The 21,029-nt window shown below is 55.6% G+C and carries 13 protein-coding genes; 6 read left to right on the top strand and 7 right to left on the bottom strand.

Annotated features, from left to right (window positions below; genetic code table 11):
- Positions 1-124: 124 nt before the first annotated feature.
- The 4 genes from ABID47_RS22555 (at position 125) to ABID47_RS22570 (ending at position 7,085) form a co-directional block, all read left to right on the top strand.
- Entirely contained in the window at positions 125-1,636 is a 1,512-nt protein-coding gene (locus ABID47_RS22555; RefSeq protein WP_354500065.1) for an FAD-dependent oxidoreductase, read from the top strand.
- Between the two features lie 428 nt (positions 1,637-2,064).
- Positions 2,065-3,078 carry a biotin synthase BioB gene (bioB, locus tag ABID47_RS22560; protein ID WP_263881190.1) on the top strand — a complete coding sequence of 338 codons (1,014 nt, stop codon included), beginning with the start codon at positions 2,065-2,067 and terminating at the stop codon, positions 3,076-3,078.
- 189 nt (positions 3,079-3,267) lie between these two features.
- Complete coding sequence (locus tag ABID47_RS22565; protein ID WP_089549611.1) at positions 3,268-3,885, top strand: TetR/AcrR family transcriptional regulator; 618 nt, start codon at positions 3,268-3,270, stop codon at positions 3,883-3,885.
- A gap of 77 nt (positions 3,886-3,962) precedes the next feature.
- Positions 3,963-7,085 (top strand): MMPL family transporter, encoded by a 3,123-nt coding sequence (locus ABID47_RS22570; RefSeq protein WP_354500069.1) that lies wholly within the window; start codon positions 3,963-3,965, stop codon positions 7,083-7,085.
- Between the two features lie 156 nt (positions 7,086-7,241).
- On the opposite strand, the gene ABID47_RS22575 is transcribed toward ABID47_RS22570, so the two are convergent.
- Positions 7,242-8,366, bottom strand: coding sequence for an NADH:flavin oxidoreductase (locus tag ABID47_RS22575; protein ID WP_354500071.1), 1,125 nt, complete (start codon positions 8,364-8,366; stop codon positions 7,242-7,244).
- Between the two features lie 125 nt (positions 8,367-8,491).
- A complete protein-coding gene (locus ABID47_RS22580; protein ID WP_105445588.1) occupies positions 8,492-8,803 on the bottom strand; it encodes an ArsR/SmtB family transcription factor in 312 nt (103 codons plus the stop codon).
- Between the two features lie 207 nt (positions 8,804-9,010).
- On the opposite strand from ABID47_RS22580, the gene ABID47_RS22585 reads away from it, so the two are divergent.
- Together ABID47_RS22585 and mprF are read left to right on the top strand one after the other, a co-directional pair.
- On the top strand, positions 9,011-11,170 hold the full coding sequence (locus ABID47_RS22585) for a catalase (protein ID WP_354500073.1): 2,160 nt from the start codon (positions 9,011-9,013) through the stop codon (positions 11,168-11,170).
- Positions 11,171-11,465: 295 nt separating this feature from the next.
- Positions 11,466-14,096 carry a bifunctional lysylphosphatidylglycerol flippase/synthetase MprF gene (gene mprF / locus ABID47_RS22590; protein ID WP_435530657.1) on the top strand — a complete coding sequence of 877 codons (2,631 nt, stop codon included), beginning with the start codon at positions 11,466-11,468 and terminating at the stop codon, positions 14,094-14,096.
- Between the two features lie 698 nt (positions 14,097-14,794).
- Here mprF and ABID47_RS22595 read toward each other — a convergent pair.
- From ABID47_RS22595 to ABID47_RS22615, 5 genes are all read right to left on the bottom strand, one after another.
- The gene (locus ABID47_RS22595; RefSeq protein WP_354500077.1) at positions 14,795-17,155 is read right to left on the bottom strand and encodes a CotH kinase family protein; all 2,361 of its coding nucleotides are present in this window, start codon (positions 17,153-17,155) and stop codon (positions 14,795-14,797) included.
- A gap of 45 nt (positions 17,156-17,200) precedes the next feature.
- Positions 17,201-17,893, bottom strand: coding sequence for a DUF4956 domain-containing protein (locus ABID47_RS22600; RefSeq protein WP_354500079.1), 693 nt, complete (start codon positions 17,891-17,893; stop codon positions 17,201-17,203).
- Positions 17,894-17,948: 55 nt separating this feature from the next.
- The gene (locus ABID47_RS22605) at positions 17,949-18,662 is read right to left on the bottom strand and encodes a polyphosphate polymerase domain-containing protein (RefSeq protein WP_354500081.1); all 714 of its coding nucleotides are present in this window, start codon (positions 18,660-18,662) and stop codon (positions 17,949-17,951) included.
- Between the two features lie 258 nt (positions 18,663-18,920).
- Complete coding sequence (locus ABID47_RS22610; protein ID WP_354500083.1) at positions 18,921-20,201, bottom strand: sensor histidine kinase; 1,281 nt, start codon at positions 20,199-20,201, stop codon at positions 18,921-18,923.
- On the bottom strand, positions 20,194-20,880 hold the full coding sequence (locus ABID47_RS22615; protein ID WP_089549619.1) for a response regulator transcription factor: 687 nt from the start codon (positions 20,878-20,880) through the stop codon (positions 20,194-20,196). The genes ABID47_RS22610 and ABID47_RS22615 overlap by 8 nt, the downstream gene beginning before the upstream one ends.
- Positions 20,881-21,029 lie beyond the last annotated feature (149 nt).

Here is a 21,029-nt window from a genome sequence, read left to right on the forward strand (position 1 = left end):
GCCTGCGCTGACGTTGCCTTCTAATATCCGTCACGGGTTAATGATAACCAAGACGCTGTGGCACCCGCATGATTAGACGGTTTCCAGACACGATTACAAAGGGATAAGGGGCGCATGCTTTTTCATGATCAATAAGAGGAAATTCGTATATTTCGTCCTTGTTCCACTCCTGCTTATAGGGCTGGTTATTTCATTGACGCCGGCTTCCTTGTTCCGTGAGGCCGCGACAGCTCAGGTGGATGCTCCCGTAAGGACGGGGGGCACAGCGGGAACGCAGGGCAAGCAAGCGCAGGGCATGCACACACAGAGCAAGTATTACGACATCGTCGTCATCGGCAGTGAAATACAGGGGGTGCTGCTGGCCCGGGAAGCGCAAAAGCAGGGGCTCAGCGTTCTGATTCTCGATCCGCGGAGCAAGCCGGGCGGCGAGCTGATTCAGGGGCAGATGATCTTTCTGGACGAGCCGCATGACGCCAAGAAGCGGAGCCTGGTCCAGGGCGAGATCAAAACCTTGTTTGATGGCTACAACAGCGGGAAGATCCGGAAGGCGGCCGATTTTAACCGGTACTATAACCGGCTGATCAAGGGAATTCCGGTCCAAAGCGGAATCACGGTCAAGTCCGTCACGGCTGCGGCTTCCGGCGGCAGCAAAAAGCTGCTGAAATCCTTGACGTACCGGGATCCTCAAGGCAGCGTCGTTACGGTAGAGGCGGGCTATTGGGTGGAAAATACGGACTTTAATGCTCTGACCGGCAAGCTGAATGCGAAGCGGATTCCCGGGATGGAGCGCATTTCAAAGGTCGGCCATCCCGACTACATGGCGGCCACGATGATGCTGAAGTTCAAGCATGTGAACTGGAGCAAGCTCCACCAGGCTGTGCTGGACGACTACCCGTTGACCAACGTCCGGGATAAGTACGGCGGAAATACGTATGTCGATTGGGATTTTGCCACCGGGTTCAGCAACATCACGCTCAAATACAAGCCGCGCGATCCGCAGCTGCTGCTGAGAGGAATGAACACCTCTTACCAGAAGGGCGGCGAAGCTATTATGAACTCCCTTCTGATCTTCGACGTCAATCCTTCCGATCCGAAGTCGGTGCAGTCCGCCCTGGATAAAGCAAAGGCAGAGGCTCCGTCCATCCTGCAATTTTTGAGGAAGAACATCCCTGGATTCGACCGGGCCGAGCTGAACGGCTTTCCGGATTATTTGTATATCCGTGACTATAACCGGTTCGAAACGGATTATATTTTGACCTTCTCGGACGTCATGAACAGCCGGATGTTCTGGGACAACGTCAGTATCGGCGGCTATGCGCTGGATCTGCAGGGAACCCGGACGGTGCCGAAGGGCATCCATCTCGGGCAGCCGGACCGCTATGGCATTCCGCTGCGCTCCTTTGAGCTGAAGGGCTATGACAACGTCCTGGTGACCGGCAAAAATATCGGGGCGTCCATCGAAGCCTACGGCAGCGCGCGCATCATGCCGAACACCGCTCTGGCGGCGCAGACCATCGGCATCATTTTGGGCAGGGAGCTGAAGCAGGGCAAGCGCCTGCACGACCTGAACCAGGAAGACTTCAAACGGATTCATCAGTATTTGAAAAAGGAATACCATATTAAAGTAGACGGATAAGGAATGCGTTAGGATATTCGGGCGCTGCCCCTCGTCCCCGGTGTTCTTTACCATTCAACCGTTACCATCTGCGGTAATCTGGATCATCAGTGTGTCAGAAAAGGCAGGGGGCTTGGGGCTCTCTGCCTTTTTGCGTCGTTCGTGAAAGGCATCCCTTCGGGAACCGGTGCCGCTTGGAGAACAACAGCGTCTAGCGGCGCTTTTTCCATACAGGTGCGGTAGAGTCGCCTGCAGGGGAGATGCAAAATCAGAGACAGCGGATTGTCTTTTTCGCGCATTTACAGCGGATGATGGATCTGCTAGAATAGCGGTAAATCAATTGTCAACCAACACAAAGTTATTTTGGTTGACAATTAACGAGTAACAAATAGACCGATGTAACGACTTAACGATACCGAAAATATAACAGTTCGAAGGGATGATAACCTATGCAGAAGGACATGGTTCTGAGAAGCCCGGTACGGCAGGACTGGCAGGCATTGGCCGATAAGGCGCTGAATGGGCAGCGGCTTACCATGGAAGAGGGACTGGCCGTATTAAACGCACCGAACGATGAGATTCTGGGACTGATGCAGGCTGCTTTTACGGTAAGAAAGCATTACTACGGCCTGAAGGTGAAGCTCAACATGATCTTAAACGCCAAGAGCGGGCTGTGTCCCGAGGACTGCGGCTACTGCTCCCAATCCATCGTATCTACGGCGCCGATCGAGAAGTACAGCCTGCTGGATAAAGAGACGGTGCTTGCCGGAGCCCGGGAGGCTCTTGCGCGTAAAGCGGGTACATACTGCATCGTGGCCTCCGGCCGTGGCCCGACGCCGAGGGAACTGGATCAAGTAGTGGAGGCGGTTCAGGAAATCCGGGAGACGATGCCGCTTAAAATTTGTGCCTGCCTTGGGCTGCTGAAGGACGGGCAGGCCGAGAAACTGGCTGAGGCAGGGGTGCACCGGTATAACCACAACCTCAACACGAGCCAAGCGAATTATAGCCGCATTACCACAACGCACACCTATGACGACCGGGTGGACACAGTGCAGAAGGCCAAAGCCTCCGGCTTGTCCCCCTGCTCCGGGGTCATTATCGGCATGGGCGAAAGTGACGAGGATATCGTCGGCATGGCCTACGCCTTGCGGGAACTGGACGCCGATTCGATCCCGGTTAACTTTTTGAACGCGATTCCGGGGACGCCTTTGGAGCAGGCCGGACGTACGCCCGCGCTGAAGGCGCTGAAGGTGCTGGCTTTGTTCCGCCTCGTGTGCCCTTCCAAGGAAATTCGCGTGGCCGGCGGCCGCGAGCTGAACCTCCGTTCCCTGCAGCCGCTCGCACTCTACGCAGCCAACTCGGTGTTCGTGGGCGACTACTTGACGACCGAAGGGCAGGACGTGCTTGCGGACCATGCGATGATCGAAGATCTCGGCTTTGAGATCGAGGAGCGGGCGGTCTAGCTGAGGATGCGGAACCGTACGGCAGGAATACGGGCAGGTGCTGCGTAGACCGACCACAACCGCCTAAAATCAACGTATGTTTCGACAATTTCCCGCATAGGATGAAAAGCCGGAAAAACGACATTTGCCAGCAGGTGATGGAGCCGCTATAATAAACTCATTAAACTATCAGTAAACGGGTGTTTATTTATGCAAATTCTCAAAGATGACGTCCGCCAAAGTATTTTGAACGCCGCACTGGCCGAATTCAAGCAGCACGACTACGCCGATGCCTCCATGCGCCGCATTTCCGCCTCGGCCGGCATGACCACCGGGAACATCTACCGTTATTTTAAAAATAAAGAGGAGCTGTTCGAAGCGCTGGTCGGGCCGGTCTATGAGCGATGCATTGCCAACATCCTGGTCATTAAGGAGGAAGTGGACCAGAACTTCGCCAAAGGGACGGAGGCGAGCGATTGCCTGCAGATGGTCGAGAGCATTATTCTCGATCTGTTCGAGGAATCCAGCGCTGAGCTGATGATTTTGCTCAACCGCAGCACCGGTTCAAAATACGCCGGCGTGAAGGCAAGCATTTGCGCCTTGGTCGTATCGATTCTGGAGAGCATGATCCGCTTCGGTAAGGATGAGACCGGCGAGCTGACGCTGGAAGAGAAGCAGACGGCTCAGATGCTTGGCGGAACCGTGGTGGAAGGTGTATGTCTGATTCTGCGTGACCATGAAGACGGGGAAACGGTCAAACGGCTGGTGAACCAGCTGGTGTATCTGTACTACTTTGGCACCGATCATTGGAATAAGAAAAAGGGATGAATCCAAGGGATTCCCTTTTTTTTGCTCAAAAATGAACGCTTGTTTACTAAGGAAGTTGAAGGAGGAATATCAACAACATGCGGCAAATCATCAAGTGGCGTTGGGCGATTCTGGTGTTATGGCTGGTGGCGACGGTCCTGCTGACCGTGTTCCAGCCCGACGTGAATGCCATTCTCCAGCAGAGAGGCCAGGATCCCCTCGCCGAAGACAGCCCTTCCAAGGTTGCGGGGGCGCTGCTCAATAAAATGACCGGCCAGAGCGGGACCAGCGACATCGTGGTGTTCCACAAAGAGAACAAGCTGACCGATGAGGATATGAAGAGCATCGAGAGCGGCGTGATGAACATGAAGGCGAAGCAGTCTGAGCTTGGCATCACCGAAGTCCTGGACCCGTTCTCGATGCCTGAAGCCAAATCTCAGCTGATTTCGGAGGACGGCACGACCGTGATGGTCAGCTTCAGCCTGGACAAAAACGGGCGGGATATGGAAGAAATCACGGATCAGTTCAATCAGGCGCTGAAGGATGTCAAAGCGACGTACTACCTGAGCGGCGAGGATTTTATCCAGAACGACTATATCAAGGCGTCCACGGCAGGGGTGGAGAAAAGCGCGGCGCTGACCGTTATTTTTATTCTCGTCGTGCTTATCGTCATGTTCCGTTCGATCGTGATCCCGTTCGTGTCACTCCTTGCCGTGGGTGTATCCTACCTTTGTTCGATGGGGATTGCGGCGCAGATTATCGATAAAATGAATTTCCCGGTCACCAGCGTGACCCAGATGCTGCTGGTACTCATCCTGTTCGGGATCGGGACGGATTATAACATTCTGCTGTTCAACCGTTTTAAAGAAGAGTTGTCGCATGGCAGATCCGTCGATGAAGCCATCGTCGCTTCCTACAGAACGGCGGGCAAAACGATTGTATACAGCATTCTTACCGTCTTTATTGCCTTTGCAGGACTCAGCTTCTCGGACTTCGGTATTTATAAATCGGCCAATGTGGTTGCAATCGGCACAGTGATCTTGGTGCTTGAAATTCTGACGCTGACACCATTCCTAATGAAGACGCTCGGACCGAAGCTGTTCTGGCCGTCGAAAAAGGTCACGGGCCACAAGGAAAGCACCTTCTGGGCGAAGCTGACGGCAGTTTCCGTTAAGCATCCGGTCATCGTGACGGTCATCATCGTCATTCTGATGATTCCGGTGCTGCTGACCAGCGGCCAGAAGCTGTCGTTCGACCAGCTGAAGGAGCTGGGGGACGGCTATCCATCGACCAAAGGCTTCAGCATCGTCGCTGATCATTTCAGCCGCGGCCAGGCGCTGCCGACGACTGTCGTCATCGAAGACGACAAGACGATGGACAATAACGATACACTTGGGGTCATCGACAAGCTGACCGAGAAGTTAAAGGGCATCGACGGGGTCAAGTCGGTATCAAGCGTGACTCAGCCGCAGTCAGAGCCTGTGGAGGACTTCTATATAAGCAGCCAGACGGAAACGGTGACGGACGGCATTTCGGCCTCCAAAAAAGGCGTGGACCAGATCAAGGACGGCCTGGACCAGATCGGCGATAAGCTGACGACGCCTGACTTCTCCAGCGCCAATCAGCTGGTGTCGGGTACAGGGCAGGTCAAGCAGGGTTACGATCAAATTACGGATGCGATCTCGCAGGTGTCCGGCGGCATACAGCAGGGAGCAAGCGGCGCATCGGAGCTCAGCAAGGGCATCGCGAAGCTTGAAGCCGGCATGAACACCGTCAGCACCAATACATCCAAAATCAATCAAGGACTTTCGGAGCTGTCCAAAGGATATGCGTCGCTCGCAGGCGGTTATGAGCAGGTATCCGGACAGATTCCGCAAATTCAGCAGGGGCTTGCCGGCATGAATACGCTGATCGGCAATCTGGGTGATAGCCACAGCGAGCTGGCCGAGGATCCAAACTATATCCAGCTGAAGCAGACCGGCGAAGGACTTGTTACCGGTTTGGCACAGCTGGACGGCGGTCTCAAGGAACTGAATGCGAATTATGCCAAGCTGAACGCATCCTTCGCCCAGGCTTCCGGCGGCTTGGGCCAAATTGCCGCGGCGCAGAAGCAAATGACTACCGGCCTGGCAGCGCTGGAGCAAGGGGCTGACCAGTTGGCCAAGGGATTGCGCCAAGGCAGCAGCGGCAGCCAGGAAATCGCCGCAAACATGAAGAAGCTGAATGCTGCGCTGGGCAGCGTCCAAAGCGGGCAGCAGCAGCTGCTGAGCGGATTATCCAGCCTCTCGGGCGGCATGTCCCAGCTGAAGGAAGGCATCGACCAGAGCGGCAACGGACTGGGCGACATCTCTGATGGTCTCGGCAAGACCAATGACTTCCTGACCCAGCTGAACAGCTCGAAGACCTTCTTTATTCCACGGGAAGCGCTGGAGAACAAGGACTTCCAGCAGGCAGTGGATGCCTTTATGTCCAAGGACCGCAAGATTACGAAGCTGATCGTCATCCTCAACGACGATCCGTATTCCCCGGCGGCCATGAACACGATTGAGAAAATCAACAGCGAGGTTTCCGGTACGCTGAAGGGAACCGTGCTGGGCGACGCCAAGTTTGGAGCTGCGGGACCAAGCTCAACGACGTACGATACGAATGAGGCCCAGATCAAATCCTTCAACAGCACGGCGATTATCGTCATCGTCAGCGTGTTCGTCGTTCTGCTGTTCGTGATCCGTTCCTTCTGGCCGTCGGTCTTTATCGTATTGTCGCTTGTCGCTTCCTACTACGTGGCGATGAGTGCCTCGAAGTTCGTGACGACCTATATCATCGGGGCGGAAGGGGTATCATCCTTCGTGCCGTTCTTCTCCTTCATCGTCATCGTCGCGGTCGGCGTGGATTACAGCATCTTCCTGATGGAGCGCTACAAGGAATACGGGGAGTTGTCACCGGGAGAAGCGATCGTCAAGGCAGCCCGAAGCGTGGGCGGCGTCATTATTTCCGCCATGGTCATTCTCGGCGGAACGTTCGCAACGCTGATGCCTTCGGGGCTCGTGCTCTTGATCGAGCTGGCTGCGGCCGTGATCGTGGGTCTCGTCGTGCTCTGCTTCATCCTGCTGCCGATGCTGGTACCGGCCTTGATCGTGCTGCCGGAAACCCTGTCGCGCGGGCGGTCCCGCAAGCAGCAGATGGCCCATGTCAGCGGGAAGGACTCCACGCTGGATTCCTAATAACTTGTAAACGTATGAACGCATTGTGCAAAGGTCAAACCAGAACAATATTCTGTACACAGCAAAAAGACCGGAAGAGGCTGCAGCCCTCTTCCGGTCTTTATTTATATCAAGGCTTCACGCGGCGCGTTGTCCCGGGGGTGGGGCGGGACCGCATTAAGCCAGTGTTTTCAGCGCTTCAGGCGTGAACGGAGCAAGCTCGTCGAAGCGGCCTTCACGCACCTTGGTGGCCCAAGCCGGGTCTCCAAGCAATGCACGGCCTACGGCAACTAGGTCAAATTCGCCGCTCTCCAGGCGTTCCAGGAGATCGTCGATATCCTTGCTGCCTGCACCTTTGCCTTCGGCAAACAGGCTTGTGAACGCTTCGTCGAGTCCGACGGAACCGACGGTAATGGCCGGTTTGCCCGTCAGCTTCTTGGCCCAGCCGGCGAAGTTCAGGTCGGATCCTTCATACTCCGGCTCCCAGAAACGGCGGGTCGAGCAGTGGAACACGTCGACGCCCGCGTCAGACAAGGCGCCAAGCAGCTTCCCGAGGTCTTCCGGTGTTGGGGCGAGCCTTGCGTCGTATTGGTTCGTCTTCCATTGGGAGAGGCGCAGCACGACAGGGAAATCCGGTCCTACGGCACGGCGGACGGCTTCAACGACTTCAATCGCGAAGCATGCGCGCTTCATCATATCGCCGCCGTAGCGGTCCGTGCGGCGGTTCGTTTGTTCCCACAGGAACTGGTCGATCAAATAACCGTGGGCGCCATGAATTTCCACACCGTCAAACCCGATCCGTTTGGCATTGGCAGCCGCATCGGCATAAGCCTGGATCACGTAGGCGATTTCTTCTTCGGTCATTGGTTCGGAAACCTTATTGCCGTTCAGATCAAGGCCCGAAGGACCGATCGGCATCGCTTCCGGGTTCGGCTCGGCGCCGACCGGACGGGTCATGCCGATATGCCAGATTTGCGGCATAATCTTGCCTCCGGCTTCATGAACCTGCTTGACCACTTCGGCCCATCCGTTCAGGGCGTCTTCACCGAAAAATCTCGGAATGTTCGGGCTGTCGGTAGACGCCGGGTGATTGATTACCGTACCTTCGGTAATGATGAGGCCGACGTTGTTCTCGGCACGGCGGCGGTAATAGGCTGCTACGTCCGCGCCCGGCACTCCGTTCGGGGAGAATCCGCGGGTCATGGGCGCCATGACGATGCGGGTGGGCAGCGTCAAGTTGCCAATGGTAAAAGGTTCGAATAAAGCTGCGGTGGAACGGGTATGCTGTGTATTGCTGTTCATGTATCGGTTTCCTCCAATATGTGAGATTTATATCTTTATACATTTACATAAAAATAGATATATATAATGAAAAGAAAGAGCGTTTAAGCCAAAAGGTTCAGATGTGTACCATATGTCATTTTAGCCTAAAGCTCTTTCTTGAGTTGTTCGATAAAGCGGTTGATACCCTCCTCATTCCGTCTGTAGTAGGTCCACTGGCCGGCCCGGTGGGATTCCAGCAAGCCAGCCTTTTGCAATTTCACCAGGTAGCCCGAAACAACCGACTGTGCAAGCCCTGTTTTCTGCGAAATGCTGCCGACGCAAATGCCGCCTTTGAAATTACAAGATGCCGGCATATGCTCCTGAGGGTCAAAGTGCTCCTCCGGATGCTTCAGCCATTCGAGAATTTTAAACCGGGTCTCGTTTGATAGTGCTTTAATGGTTAATAAGGTATCCATGACTTTATTATATCTATTTTTATAGAAATGTAAATATTGTTTGGCAAAAAAGTTTAAGATCCGCAAAAACGCCTTTGCAGTATGGCTTTTAACGAATGTACCGCAAACGTCCAAGTTAACATTCCCGTTTGGGTGGATTTTCATTCGGGTAATAACGGGTGTAAATACTCGGACACCGTCCGTAACCGACCAGGAGGGGATGCATTGATGGACCGTAAGAATGAACAGCAGCCGCAGAAGGATGTAAAGGACAGCCAGCTGGAGGAATTCCGCGTCAGCGATGCGGGGAAACCCATGACTACGAACCAGGGCCTTCGGGTCTCTGAGGACGAACATTCGCTCAAAGCGGGTGAACGCGGGCCGACGTTAATGGAGGATTTTCATTTTCGGGAGAAAATGACCCACTTTGACCATGAGCGTATTCCTGAGCGTGTGGTTCATGCCCGGGGCTTTGGCGTACACGGGTATTTTCAGGTGTACAAGCCGATGACGAAGTATACGAAGGCGAAGTTTCTGCAGGACCCGTCGATGAAAACGCCGGTATTCGTGCGTTTCTCAACCGTGGCCGGTTCGCGGGGTTCGGCTGATACGGTGCGGGACGCCCGGGGCTTTGCCACCAAGTTCTACACGGAAGACGGCAACTTCGACCTCGTAGGCAACAACATTCCGGTTTTTTTCATTCAGGATGCGCTGAAATTTCCTGATTTGGTGCATGCGTTCAAGCCCGAACCCCATAACGAAATTCCGCAGGCGTCGACGGCCCATGATACGCATTGGGATTTTGTCGCCAATAACACGGAATCGGCCCACATGGTCATGTGGACGATGTCGGACCGGGCGATTCCGCGCAGCTACCGGATGATGGAAGGGTTCGGCGTACATACCTTCCGGCTAGTCAATGACAAGGGCGAAGCACATTTCGTCAAATTCCACTGGAAGCCGCTGCTTGGCGTGCATTCCCTGGTCTGGGACGAAGCGCAGAAAATCGCCGGCAAGGATCCCGACTTTCACCGCCGCGATCTGTGGGAAGCGATTGAAATGGGTGAATATCCCGAATATGAGTTTGGCGTGCAAATGATCCGGGAGGATGAGGAATTCAACTTCGACTTTGATATTCTCGATCCGACCAAAATATGGCCGGAGGAGCTTATTCCCGTTCAGCGCATCGGGAAAATGACGCTGAACCGCAATGTGGACAACGTGTTCGCCGAAACGGAGCAGGCGGCCTTCCATGTGGGCAACGTCGTGCCGGGGATAGATTTTTCCAACGACCCGCTGCTGCAGGGACGCTTGTTCTCTTATACCGATACGCAGCTGATCCGTCTGGGCGGACCAAATTTCCACGAAATTCCGATCAATCGGCCGGTGGCGGAGATCCATAACAACCAGCGCGACGGATACCACCGTATGACGATCAACCGGGGCCAAACGAGCTATCATAAAAACTCCCTTGGAAACAACGATCCCCGTCCGGTTTCGGAGCAGGAGGGCGGATACACCCATTATCAGGAAAAGGTGGAGGGGCGCAAGGTCCGGGCGCGCAGCGACAGCTTCAAGGACCACTATACCCAGGCCAAGCTGTTCTGGAACAGCATGTCCGACGTGGAGAAGCAGCATATTATTAAAGCTTTCCGCTTTGAAGTAGGCAAGGTGAAAAGTAAAAGCGTGCAGCAGCAGGTTGTCGACATGTTCGGCAACGTCGATCTGATGCTTGCTGAGCAAATCGCCCTTGGCGTTGGTGTCAACCCGCCGAAGGCCGGAGAAGAAGCCTCCGGAGCGACTGTGGCAGGAGGTGCCGAAACCCAGGCTTCCCCGGCGCTGAGCCAGCTCCACACCGCCATGTCTCCCGCTACCCGTAAGGTGGCGGTGCTGGCTGCTGACGGATTCGACGCGGGCGAAATGAAGGCCGTCCTCGCGGCCTTCGCTGAAGCAGGTGTCGTTCCGGAAGTTGTCAGCGAGAATCTGGGTATGATCGCAGGAACCGACGGCAGCCAGCTGGAGGCCATGCATACCTTCCTGACGGCTGACTCCGTGCTGTTTGACGCCGTCTATGTGGCCGGCGGGGAGCAGAGCATCGCCAAGCTGCAGGGCATCAAAGAGGCGGTCAATTTCGTGACGGAAGCCTATAACCACTTCAAAACCGTAGGCGCCTCCGAGCTGGCGGCCGGACTGCTATCCGGCTCAGGCATTCATTTGGCCGACGCCTCGGCATCTTCCGGCCATCTGACGTCTCCGGGCGAGGATACCGGACTGGTGATCCGCAAGGAGACGGAAGACGGTAGCGTCTTTGCCCGGCAGCTGGTCGACGCCATCGCCATGCACCGCCATTGGGGCCGGGAAATGCAGATGATTTCTCCAATGAAGTGATCGATTGAGAATAAAAATGGAATGGTCCGGCTCCGCTTGTTGCGGGGCTGGATTTTTTAACATTCAGCGTTATTCAGGCAGCGTTATTCCGACAGCATTATTCCGATCCTTGGCAGCCGAATCTGGCCTTCGTGCCTTCGTTTCTCTCCGCCCCGTTTGCCGCTCTCTCATTGCGTTCTCACATAGAAACCCGGTTCATTGGACGTGTTTGGATGGGATGAGTGCTTTATGGTAGGATAAGGAAGAATGTCAGGACCAACATCAATGGGTTTTCGCTGCTGAAAGGGTGCATAACATGAAGGAAAAGCTGGAGCGGTACAAATTTTTCCGTATCCTGGCTTCGATATATGAAATCAAAGCGATTCGTCTGCTCATTCCGCTTGCGGTGATCGCGCTCGTCTATTGGGAGGGACAGCGGGAGCTGCGGCAGATTCACTTGGCGCGTACGTTCCATGAGCTGCGTCTGCTGCCGGTGGGCACCGTTGTGGGGATTTGTCTCTTTTCCCTGTTTTCCGTCGGGGTGATGAGCCTGTACGATTACATGATCCGCATGCATTTCAAGCTGAAAGTTGGCTGGTGGAACACGTTCCGCTATGCCTGGATCGCCAACACGTTCAACAACATTATCGGTTTTGCCGGACTGACAGGCGCCGGTCTCCGTACCTTGCTGTATAAAAGGAGCGGCATTGCGCCCTCACTGATGGCGTCTGCGGTCGTATTTTTGTCACCGGTCATCATCACGGGGTTATCCATCATGTCCTGGGCCGTTCTAACCGGGCTGTTCCCTGCAACCACGATGATTCGGGAGCACCGCTGGCTGATTTTCGCCGTATGGGGGATGGCCCTTTACCTGCCTTTATTTATTCTGATGCAGCGCTCATCGCTATTCGCGCGGTGGTTCAACAAAGGGGAGGGCCGAACGCCGTGGAGCACGGTAGCCGTCTCTCTGTGCGCATCGCTTCTCGAGTGGGTCTGCGCCGGCGTGACGTTTTGGCTGATTGCCGCCAGCGTTCTGCATGATGTGACCTTCCAGGGCGTCATGGGCATGTATACCGTATCCGCCATTGCCGGTATCCTCAGCATGGCGCCGGGAGGCATCGGCGCGTTCGACCTGACCGTCCTGCTTGGCATTGAGCATATGGGATTTCCTGCCGAAAGGGCGATGGCCGTCCTGGTGCTGTTCCGGCTGTTCTACTACGTTATACCCTGGCTGATCGGGCTGATCATGGCGGCCTTCGAATTCGGCAGTCCAGCGAAACGCAACTTGGAGAAGGTCGAGACCGCCATCGAGATTCCGCTGAACGCCTGGCAGCGGCTGTGGCGCTGGCCGGGGCAGATGCGCTTTCTCAGTGATCTGGGCGTGTGGGCGCTTGGCAAGCTCGTGCTGGTCAGCGGTCTGCTTCTGCTGCTGTCGGCGGCCACGCCGGGACTGCTATATCGGCTGCGGTTGAGTGAGGAGCTGCTGTCCATGCCGATTATGCGCATCTCCCACCTGCTGTCGGTCATGATCGGCTTTATGCTGATTATCCTCTCCCGGGGCATTTCGCTCCGTATCCGCGGGGCGTATTTATGGACGAGCGGGCTGCTGTTCGCCGGGGCAATCTTCACCTTTACGAAGGCGTTTGATTTCGAAGAAGCGATCTTTCTGCTGATCGTTGCACTGATGCTGTGGATCTCGCGGGCCCGCTTTTATCGCTCGGGCGCCCTGATCGAGTGGAGAAGCGCAGCCGTATGGTACGTGCTCTCGGCGGTCATCGCCTTGGCTTATTACTGGATCGGCGCCCATGTCCACCACGGATGGCTGCGCCACCTGCCGACCACGGAGCGGATACATTGGATGGTCGGCTCAAATCCGTATGCCGCATCTGCTGTGATCGGTCTCGCTGGGGCATGGATCCTGCTGACCATGCTGATCGTGCTGCGTCCCAGCCGCAAGGTCGCGGCCCCGGCGACACCGGCCGATCTGGACAGGCTGCGGCAGTATCTGCAGAGTCATCACGGAAATTTGCTGACCCATATGCTGTTTACGGGGGATAAAAGCTTCTTCTGGTCCGCGGACGGCGAAGTGCTGATCCCTTACGCCCGCTCGCGGGACAAGCTGGTCGTGCTCGGCGATCCGCTCGGTCCGGAGAAGCTGGTACCGGATGCGTTGGGCGAGTTTTTGCAAATGGCCGATACCTACGCGATGTCCGTGGTCTTTTATCAGGCGACCCCCGGCTATCTGCCGATGTATCATGAGTTTGGCTACCGGTTTTTCAAGCTCGGGGAAGAAGCCTTGGTGCATCTGGATCAGTTTACGCTGTCGGGCAAGAAAAACACGGACCTGCGCACGGTACGCAACCGCTTTGAGCGGGAGGGAGCGGTGTTTGAAGTGGTTCATCCGCCTTTTGCACCGGAGCTGCTGCGTGAGCTGCTGGCGGTGTCGGACGACTGGATGCACGGCAGGCGGGAAAAAGGGTTCTCCCTGGGCTGGTTTGACGAGCGCTATTTGCAGGAGGCGCCGATTGCCGTGCTGCGGGAGACCGGAGGAAGCATCTTTGCCTTTGCGTCCCTTGCACCGGCTTATGACGGCGGACGGACGATATCCATCGATCTGATGCGCCACCGCAGCCAGGTTCCGAACGGGACGATGGATTATTTGTTCGTCCAGCTCTTGGAGTGGTCCAAGGAGCAGGGATACAAGATCTTTAACCTCGGGAACGCGCCGCTGGCAAGCGTGGGCGAGACCCGGAGCGCGCTGCGCGAGGAGAAGCTGGCCGCGCTGGTGTTCCAATACGGAGGGCATTGGTACGGATTTAAGGGCCTCCGGAAGTACAAGAGCAAGTTTTCGCCCGAATGGGAGCCGCGGTTCCTGGCATATCCCGCTTCCGTGTCCCTGCCAGTGCTGACCGTCGATCTGGTGCGGCTCGTATCGCGCAGGGTGTAAGGATGCCAGACGTGGCGTTGCTCGGGATGGCGGCAAAGGTCCAGTATTTTATATTGTGAAGTTTGGAGATCGGCCAGCCAGCGTAGAACATCTTTACCGCCAGGCTGGCCGTAAATTTGGAAATTCAGTCCGAAAACCTGAAGAATGCCGGAGAAGAGAATAGCTGAATGGTTTGCGATTTAGACGATGTAGAGCGGGTTCACGGTTAAATTGATCTTGTCTACTTATAATGGACAAATTCAGTTTTTGTCTTTTAAATGGTGGACAGAGGTAACATATCTTTGCTCAAACACCCGCCTCCACATATAGGACATGGGTCGGATATCGGCACTAAATATAGTTATTTTTGAGCCCGAACGCATGCAGGAGGATATATATGTCTTGTCCTTCTTTTGTAGGACAAAATAGGGATGTGTCCATAGGATAAGGACAGATCCCGTTTTTCATACTGTGGATGGCCAAAAGGCAAATGATCATCGTCATCAAAGGGAACCGGAATAAAACTTCAGCCACTCTTCACCAAAGAGATCCTATATGAAAAAACAGTCATTCCCTCTACAAGGAGGCTGCGACATTTTTAATTTTATTGTTCATATAAAAAGAGGCAGACCGTACCAGGCCCCTAATAGGGTGGCCGGTACAGACTGCCTCTTTTGTTGTTAAAGCGAAGCTTGCTTTGCTATACAAGCATGATGCGGTCAGCTCGCAATATCTTGTTCGTTGGTGTGCGGCTCCGACCGCTTGGGTCTGGGCGTTCTTCGGCGGCTGAAGAACATCGCAAACAGGGTGACCCCGATCAGAAGGACGAAGAAGACCGCCGCGATCATGAGGTCCGCGGTCGTAAAGCGGCCCGTCTCGGCATTCTGGTTATTGCCGCCCATCCCCGGCATGCCGGGGAAGCCGCCGCGGTCGTTGCCGCCTCCCTGGCGGCCGGCCCATGGCATATTGCCTTGGCCCGGACCGCCTTGCATTCCCTGGGGCGGCTGCATCTGCCCATCCGGAGGCTGCATGTTCCCCGGCATCTGCCCGTCAGGCCAGGCCGGTCCCGCTCCCCCGGCCTGGCCTTGCGGCGCGTCGCCTGCGCCTTGCCCTTGGGAAGCGGCGTCTCCGCCCGCCCCACCGGCTTGGCTCTGCGGATCGCCGGCCGCGTTCGGCCCGCCGTTTTGCGCCGCCTGCGCGCCGTCGTTAGCGCCCTGCACCGCTCCGCCGTTGCCTGCCTGTGCAGCCCCACCGGCTTGTTCGCCACCGTTGCCTGCCTGTGCCGCTCTGCCGCCGGTTTGCGCGCCGCCATTGCCGCCGGCCGCGGCCTGGCCGTTCATTGCCGGCGGCTGGCCGCCAAATCCGCCGAAGCCACCATCGGTCTTGGCTTCGACGACTAGCTCTCCGGACAGTTGCTTCTTGATGGACTCGGCCCGTTCGGTGGCGAATTTCACCAGGCTCTTATCCCCAGAAGCTCCTTCTAGCAGCTGTTCCTTGGTATAAAACTTGGTTGGATCTTTTTCCACATAAGGTGCGATCAGGGAAGATACCTGTGTTGTCAGCGACTGCATGTTCTCTTCCGCAAAGAAGCCGTCGGCGATCTGCTGCAGGTACGTATTATATTTCTCCCGGTATTCGTCGACCGAGAGGAGGGCCTTGATCAATGGCCGTTCGTCCAGCGTCGTCCCCGATACCGGAGTCGTAATGCTGAAATTGATATTGTCCTCGCTCAGGAAATTGGCGGCCATATCCATGCCCATGCCGCCCATGCCCATGCCTTGGCGGCCCTGGCCGCGCTGGCCGGGGTTCGCGTTGCCGGCCGCATCAGCGCCAGCCGCGGCGCCGTTCGCGCCATTGCCCGCGGCTGCTGCGCCACCGTTGGCGCCATCCTGCCCACCCCTGGCAGGAGCGCCGCCCCCTTGACCCGCGCCAGCATTGCCCTGCGACTGGCCGGCTGCTCCAGCGCCATTCGCGCCGTTATCTGGCCCTGCACCAGCATCGGCTTGCGCGCCGTTCGCGCCGTTACCCGGCGCTGCAACGGCATTCCCGCCCGGCGCCGCGCCGTTTGCGCCGTTACCAGCGTCCGCCGCGCCGGCGTTGCCGTTTCCGGCCCGGCCCTGGCCGCCGTTCATGCCGCCGCGGCCGCCCATGCCGCCGCCCATGCCAACGCCGAAGCCGGCGAAGGCCATGTTGTAGTCCCAAGGCAGCATGGAGAACTTGCCGTTTTGCTCATACAAATAGTAATTATGCTTCATTTGCCCCTGGTAGCTGTCCAAGCTGACCAGCGCTGTGGTGGCGGCAAAATACCGCAGCATTTCGTCCACGTCCGCGACATCCGCCACATTTCCGCCGTGATTGATCGTGTCGAGGAACTTTAACATGGCGGTCTGCGTGGAGTTCGGATTCGTTTTTAGGTTCAGACCGGTGTAATCCTTGATGTTATCGCTGATCCATTTCAGGTCGCTGCCCGTGCCGTCCGGCTTGTACAGGTCTCCGGTGCTGTTCCCGAAATTGCGCTGCAGGTAAGGCTCCTCGATCGCTTCCACGCCGAGGTACAGTCCCCATTCCTTGCCGTTGATCGTAACGTACATGTAGGCGTAGCCGGGAGCGGGAACGTCCATTTTGTTCATCAGCTCATAGGACAGGTACTCGCGCATTTGCGTAGGATCGCTGTAATTGTTGTTGAGGTTCAACTTGCGCAGGCCGTAAAGATTCTCGTCGTCGTTGTAGTGGTCAAAATCGATCTTGAAGCTGTACCGGTCGGAGTCCTCCATCTGCGCGACGGAGGAGAGGGTCATGTTTCCTTTGACCCGGATGCCGACCCCGTCGACCTGCTTGCCGTCCACGTTCACGTTGGCCTGCATCATTTCCTCGTCCAGCGGGTTGTCCAGGATCGACTGCAGATCCTTCGGGTTCATCGTAATGTCCACCGTATGGACCTTGCTCTTGTCAAACACCTTATCCATGTAGGTATCGGCCAGGCTGACGGTTTCCAGTCCCGCTTTCGGAAGAACGGCCGTTACCGTGACGAACAGCACGACGAGCAGCGCCGCGGCTGCCACAATGGTTCTGTTTTTCACCAAGCGTCAAACTCCCTTCCGTCCCAAAAGTGCTTGCTGCGGGACTTACGCGGTGAAATTGCCGTCGTAGCTCAGCATGATGGCAGAGGTGACACCTTCCATGCTCATGATTTGCTGCACAAATTCGGTGTTGTTGTCCTTCAGGCGGATTTCATAGGTCATTTCCAGCCCGCTGCCGGGAACGACGGATTTGGACTTGATGCTGTGCTTTTTGGACTGCATGGAGATCATGTGCTCCAGCGGCTTCTCAACTTCGGCATTCGTGTATTTCACGACAAGCAGGTACGGGTTGTCGATGGTCAGGCGGTTCACGAAGAAGAGGAGCACCAGGCCGATCAGAATCGCACCGATGATGACGAGCGGGATGAGGCCTGCGCCGCACAGAATGCCGGAAGCGACCGACCAGAAAATAAAGATCAGATCCATCGGATCCTTGATCGGCGTACGGAACCGGACGATGGAGAGGGCGCCGACCATGCCGAGGGACAGCACGATGTTGGTGGATATCCCCATGATGATCAGGGCGGTCGCCATGGTCATCACGATCAGCGAAATGTTGAAGCTGTGGGAGTACATCACGCCGCTGAAGGTTTTTTTGTAAATGACATAAATGAACAGTCCGACCGCGAATGCGACCACGATGCCGATCAGCGAATCGACGATGGAGAAGCTGCTCGTTTTTTCCAAAAAGCTGGATTTGAATATATCCGAAAAATTGGTGGTTGTCGTTTGATCCATGAATCGTTCCTCCGAATTTTAAATAGGATGCCTCCGCTGCCGGAGGCTCTGGTGCTCAGCCGTACATCCGGCTGTACTGGTATTTGGAAAAGGATGTCTTCCGGCAATCCTTTACTTGCAGAAGGTATTTGATCACATCCGGGAGATATTCGTCGTATTTGATCTCCAAGATGACCATGTTCGGGTCGAGGGTCTCGACCATCAATAAGTCCGGGTTCAGGATATTGGTGTCTTTGTAGCTGGTTTTAACGGAGCTGTCGAAGGTCACCCGCACATTCCCCTGCTCGTAAATGTACACCTCGCGGATATAATCCACGACGCAAACAGGCTTCAGCTGAAACAGGTTCATATGTACGTACAGCTCGCGCATGAGGGGACGGCCGTCCTCCTCCATCCAGGCGGTGTCGCCGATGCGGATCCGCTCGTATTCCTCGGCAGTGATCCGGCATTTTTCCTTGTAGCACAAATTATCACGTTTACTCTTCTTCTCCAGATTGATAAAGCTCGCGTCATGATCGTATAGGCGGACCCGGAATTTATCCCGGTGATAGAGCCCTTCCTTTTTCTGGTTCAAAATCTTGTTGTCGAAATTATCGAAATACACGCTTCGGATCAAATATTGCCCGTCCTTTTTGGCATGGGGGTCGAGCGTCATAAAGTGCTGCAGGTTGCTGCGGAGCAGGTGGCAGTCAAGCCGGGTGATCGCATGCTTCAGCTCCCGGCGTCCTTTGACTGGCGGCCGTTCAGGGGTCGTTCCTGCTGGGTTCAAGTCCACATTCCTCCTTTTGTTAAATTGGTTTGCGATTTGTATTATCGCAGTGCAAACTTAACGAAACCTTAAGCTGAAACTTCATGTAAAATTCAGAAAAGTTCCGAAAACCCCGAAAGCCCCGAAAGCCCCGAAAACCCCAAAAGTCCAAAAGTCCCAACCGCCCCAAAACATCATAAACACAAAAACCCCCGCATCTTGGTGTTCAAGACGCGAGGGGTAACATATTTCCTGAAAAACCCGAGCGGAGGGAGGCAGCTATTTAGGCAGACGGATGCGGATAATGACGCCCTTCGGATGGTTATGAAGCGCCTGGATAGTGCCGTGATGGCTGTGCACGATCCACTGGGCGATCGAGAGCCCGAGTCCGGAGCCGCCGCTCTCCCTGGTGCGTGCCCGGTCTTCCCGGTAAAACCGGTCGAAGACGCGCTGAAGGCCCTCCTCGCTGATACCGATGCCGGTGTCGCTGACTTCGATAAACACCCGATTTTCCTTGATATAGGTGCTGATCCCGATGCTGTCTTGCTCTCCCGTGTATTTGAGGGCATTGTCCAATAAAATGACCATCAGCTGATGCAGCCGGGCAGGATCCGCCTGGATCCGGGCCTTGCTCGTCAGCCGGAGCCAGATATGCTTGTCCGAAAGCTCGGCGATCTCGATATACGGGCTGCACATTTTGTGGATCAATTCGTCAATGTCGACCGGCTGCTTCTCCAGCTGGGTTTCAGTGGAATCGGCCCTGGCGAGCGTAAGCAGATCGGTCGTCAGCCGGGACAGCCGGCGCGTTTCTGAGAGGGACAAGGCGATGTTCTCAAACGTGTCCACGATTTTTTTATCCGGCATGGTCTGCAGCAGTTCCAGCTTGTTCTGGATGATGGTGAGCGGGGTGCGCAGCTCATGCGATGCGTTCTCCACAAACTCCACCTGCTTCTCCCAAGAGCGGATGACGGGTTTCATCGTTTTCCGGGATAAAATGATGCTGGCGGTGATCGACAGCAGGATAAACACGGCCGCGCAAATGATGATGATGCGCTTGAAGTTGCCCAGCAGATTATGCTCGGTATCGACATCAACCAGCAACTGGATGTAGCTGCCCTTGGAAAGGGGGTCGGGAACGGTCAGTGTGCGGAAGTGGTACGTGCCGTTCAAGGTCAGGTTGGAAATGACGCCAATCGTAGACAGGTCGAATTTGAGATTCTCCAAGCCGTAATTTTCGTAGTTCAGCATGCCGATCTGCTGGATGTTGGTAATTTCTCCATTGGCGTCCCATTGAACGGGAATGATCCGGGGGCTTGGAGGGGGCATGACCCTGCCAAACCGGAACCTCTCCGACGACCCATCCTTGAGCGGACTGCCGCCGAACCTGGCTTCGATGATGCTTTTGTACATGGTCAGATCCCGGTCGGGTTTGGCGAACAGCGTCGTTCGCATTTGGCCGAATACGATTGCTCCGAACAGGCCGAACAGAACGGTGAACGCGATCAGATTGTACAGAATCAGCCGGAGCTGCTGGTGACGGATCACTTTGTTTTTATTCATGGTCTTCACCGTTCTCCGACAGCATGTACCCCATGCCGCGGATTGTCTTGATGTATTTGTCGTAACCGGCCGCTTTGAACTTTTTGCGCAGGTTGCTGATATAGACCTCGATCACCGTGTTGGTGGTGCTGGAGTCCATACCCCAGACCCGGTCGAAAATTTGTTCTTTGGTCACGATGATGTTTTTGTTGTTCATCAGGTATTCCAGCAGGTCGATCTGCTTGCCGTTCAGCAGGATCGCTTCCTCGCCTATGCTGACCGTACGGCTCTTCAGATTGAGCTTCAGTTCCTTGAAGGAGAGGGTGTGCTCCCTGAACCCTCCGACAGAGCGCCGGACGATGGCCTCCAGGCGAAGCAGGAGCTCCTCGCGATGGAACGGCTTGACGAGATAGTCGTCGGCCCCCTTCTTGAAGCCCTGAATCTTGTCGTCGATGCTGTCCTTGGCGGTCAGTATCAGCACCGGCGTGGAGATGCCATATTCCCGAAGATGGGTCAGCACTTCGTACCCGTTCATACCCGGCATCATAATATCCAGAATGATGACATCGTATATATTTTGCTGGGCGAGATACAGTCCCTCTTCGCCGTCAAAGGCTTGATCGGCCTCAAACAGGTCCCGGGTCGTCTCGCATACCGTATCGGATAAATGCTTGTCGTCCTCAATGACAAGAAGCCGCATGGCATGTTCACCTCAATTGACGTTTGATCCTAATCGAAACCTATTTTGTCAGGAATGTCAAATGGGGAACTGCTTGCGGCTTAACTTGTTCAGAGCTGGAATGCATTCCGCTGCACGAGGCTCGTTCAACCAGCGGTCGGCCCAAGGAA

It is taken from the genome of Paenibacillus favisporus (assembly GCF_040545415.1).
GTDB lineage: Bacteria > Bacillota > Bacilli > Paenibacillales > Paenibacillaceae > Paenibacillus_AQ > Paenibacillus_AQ favisporus.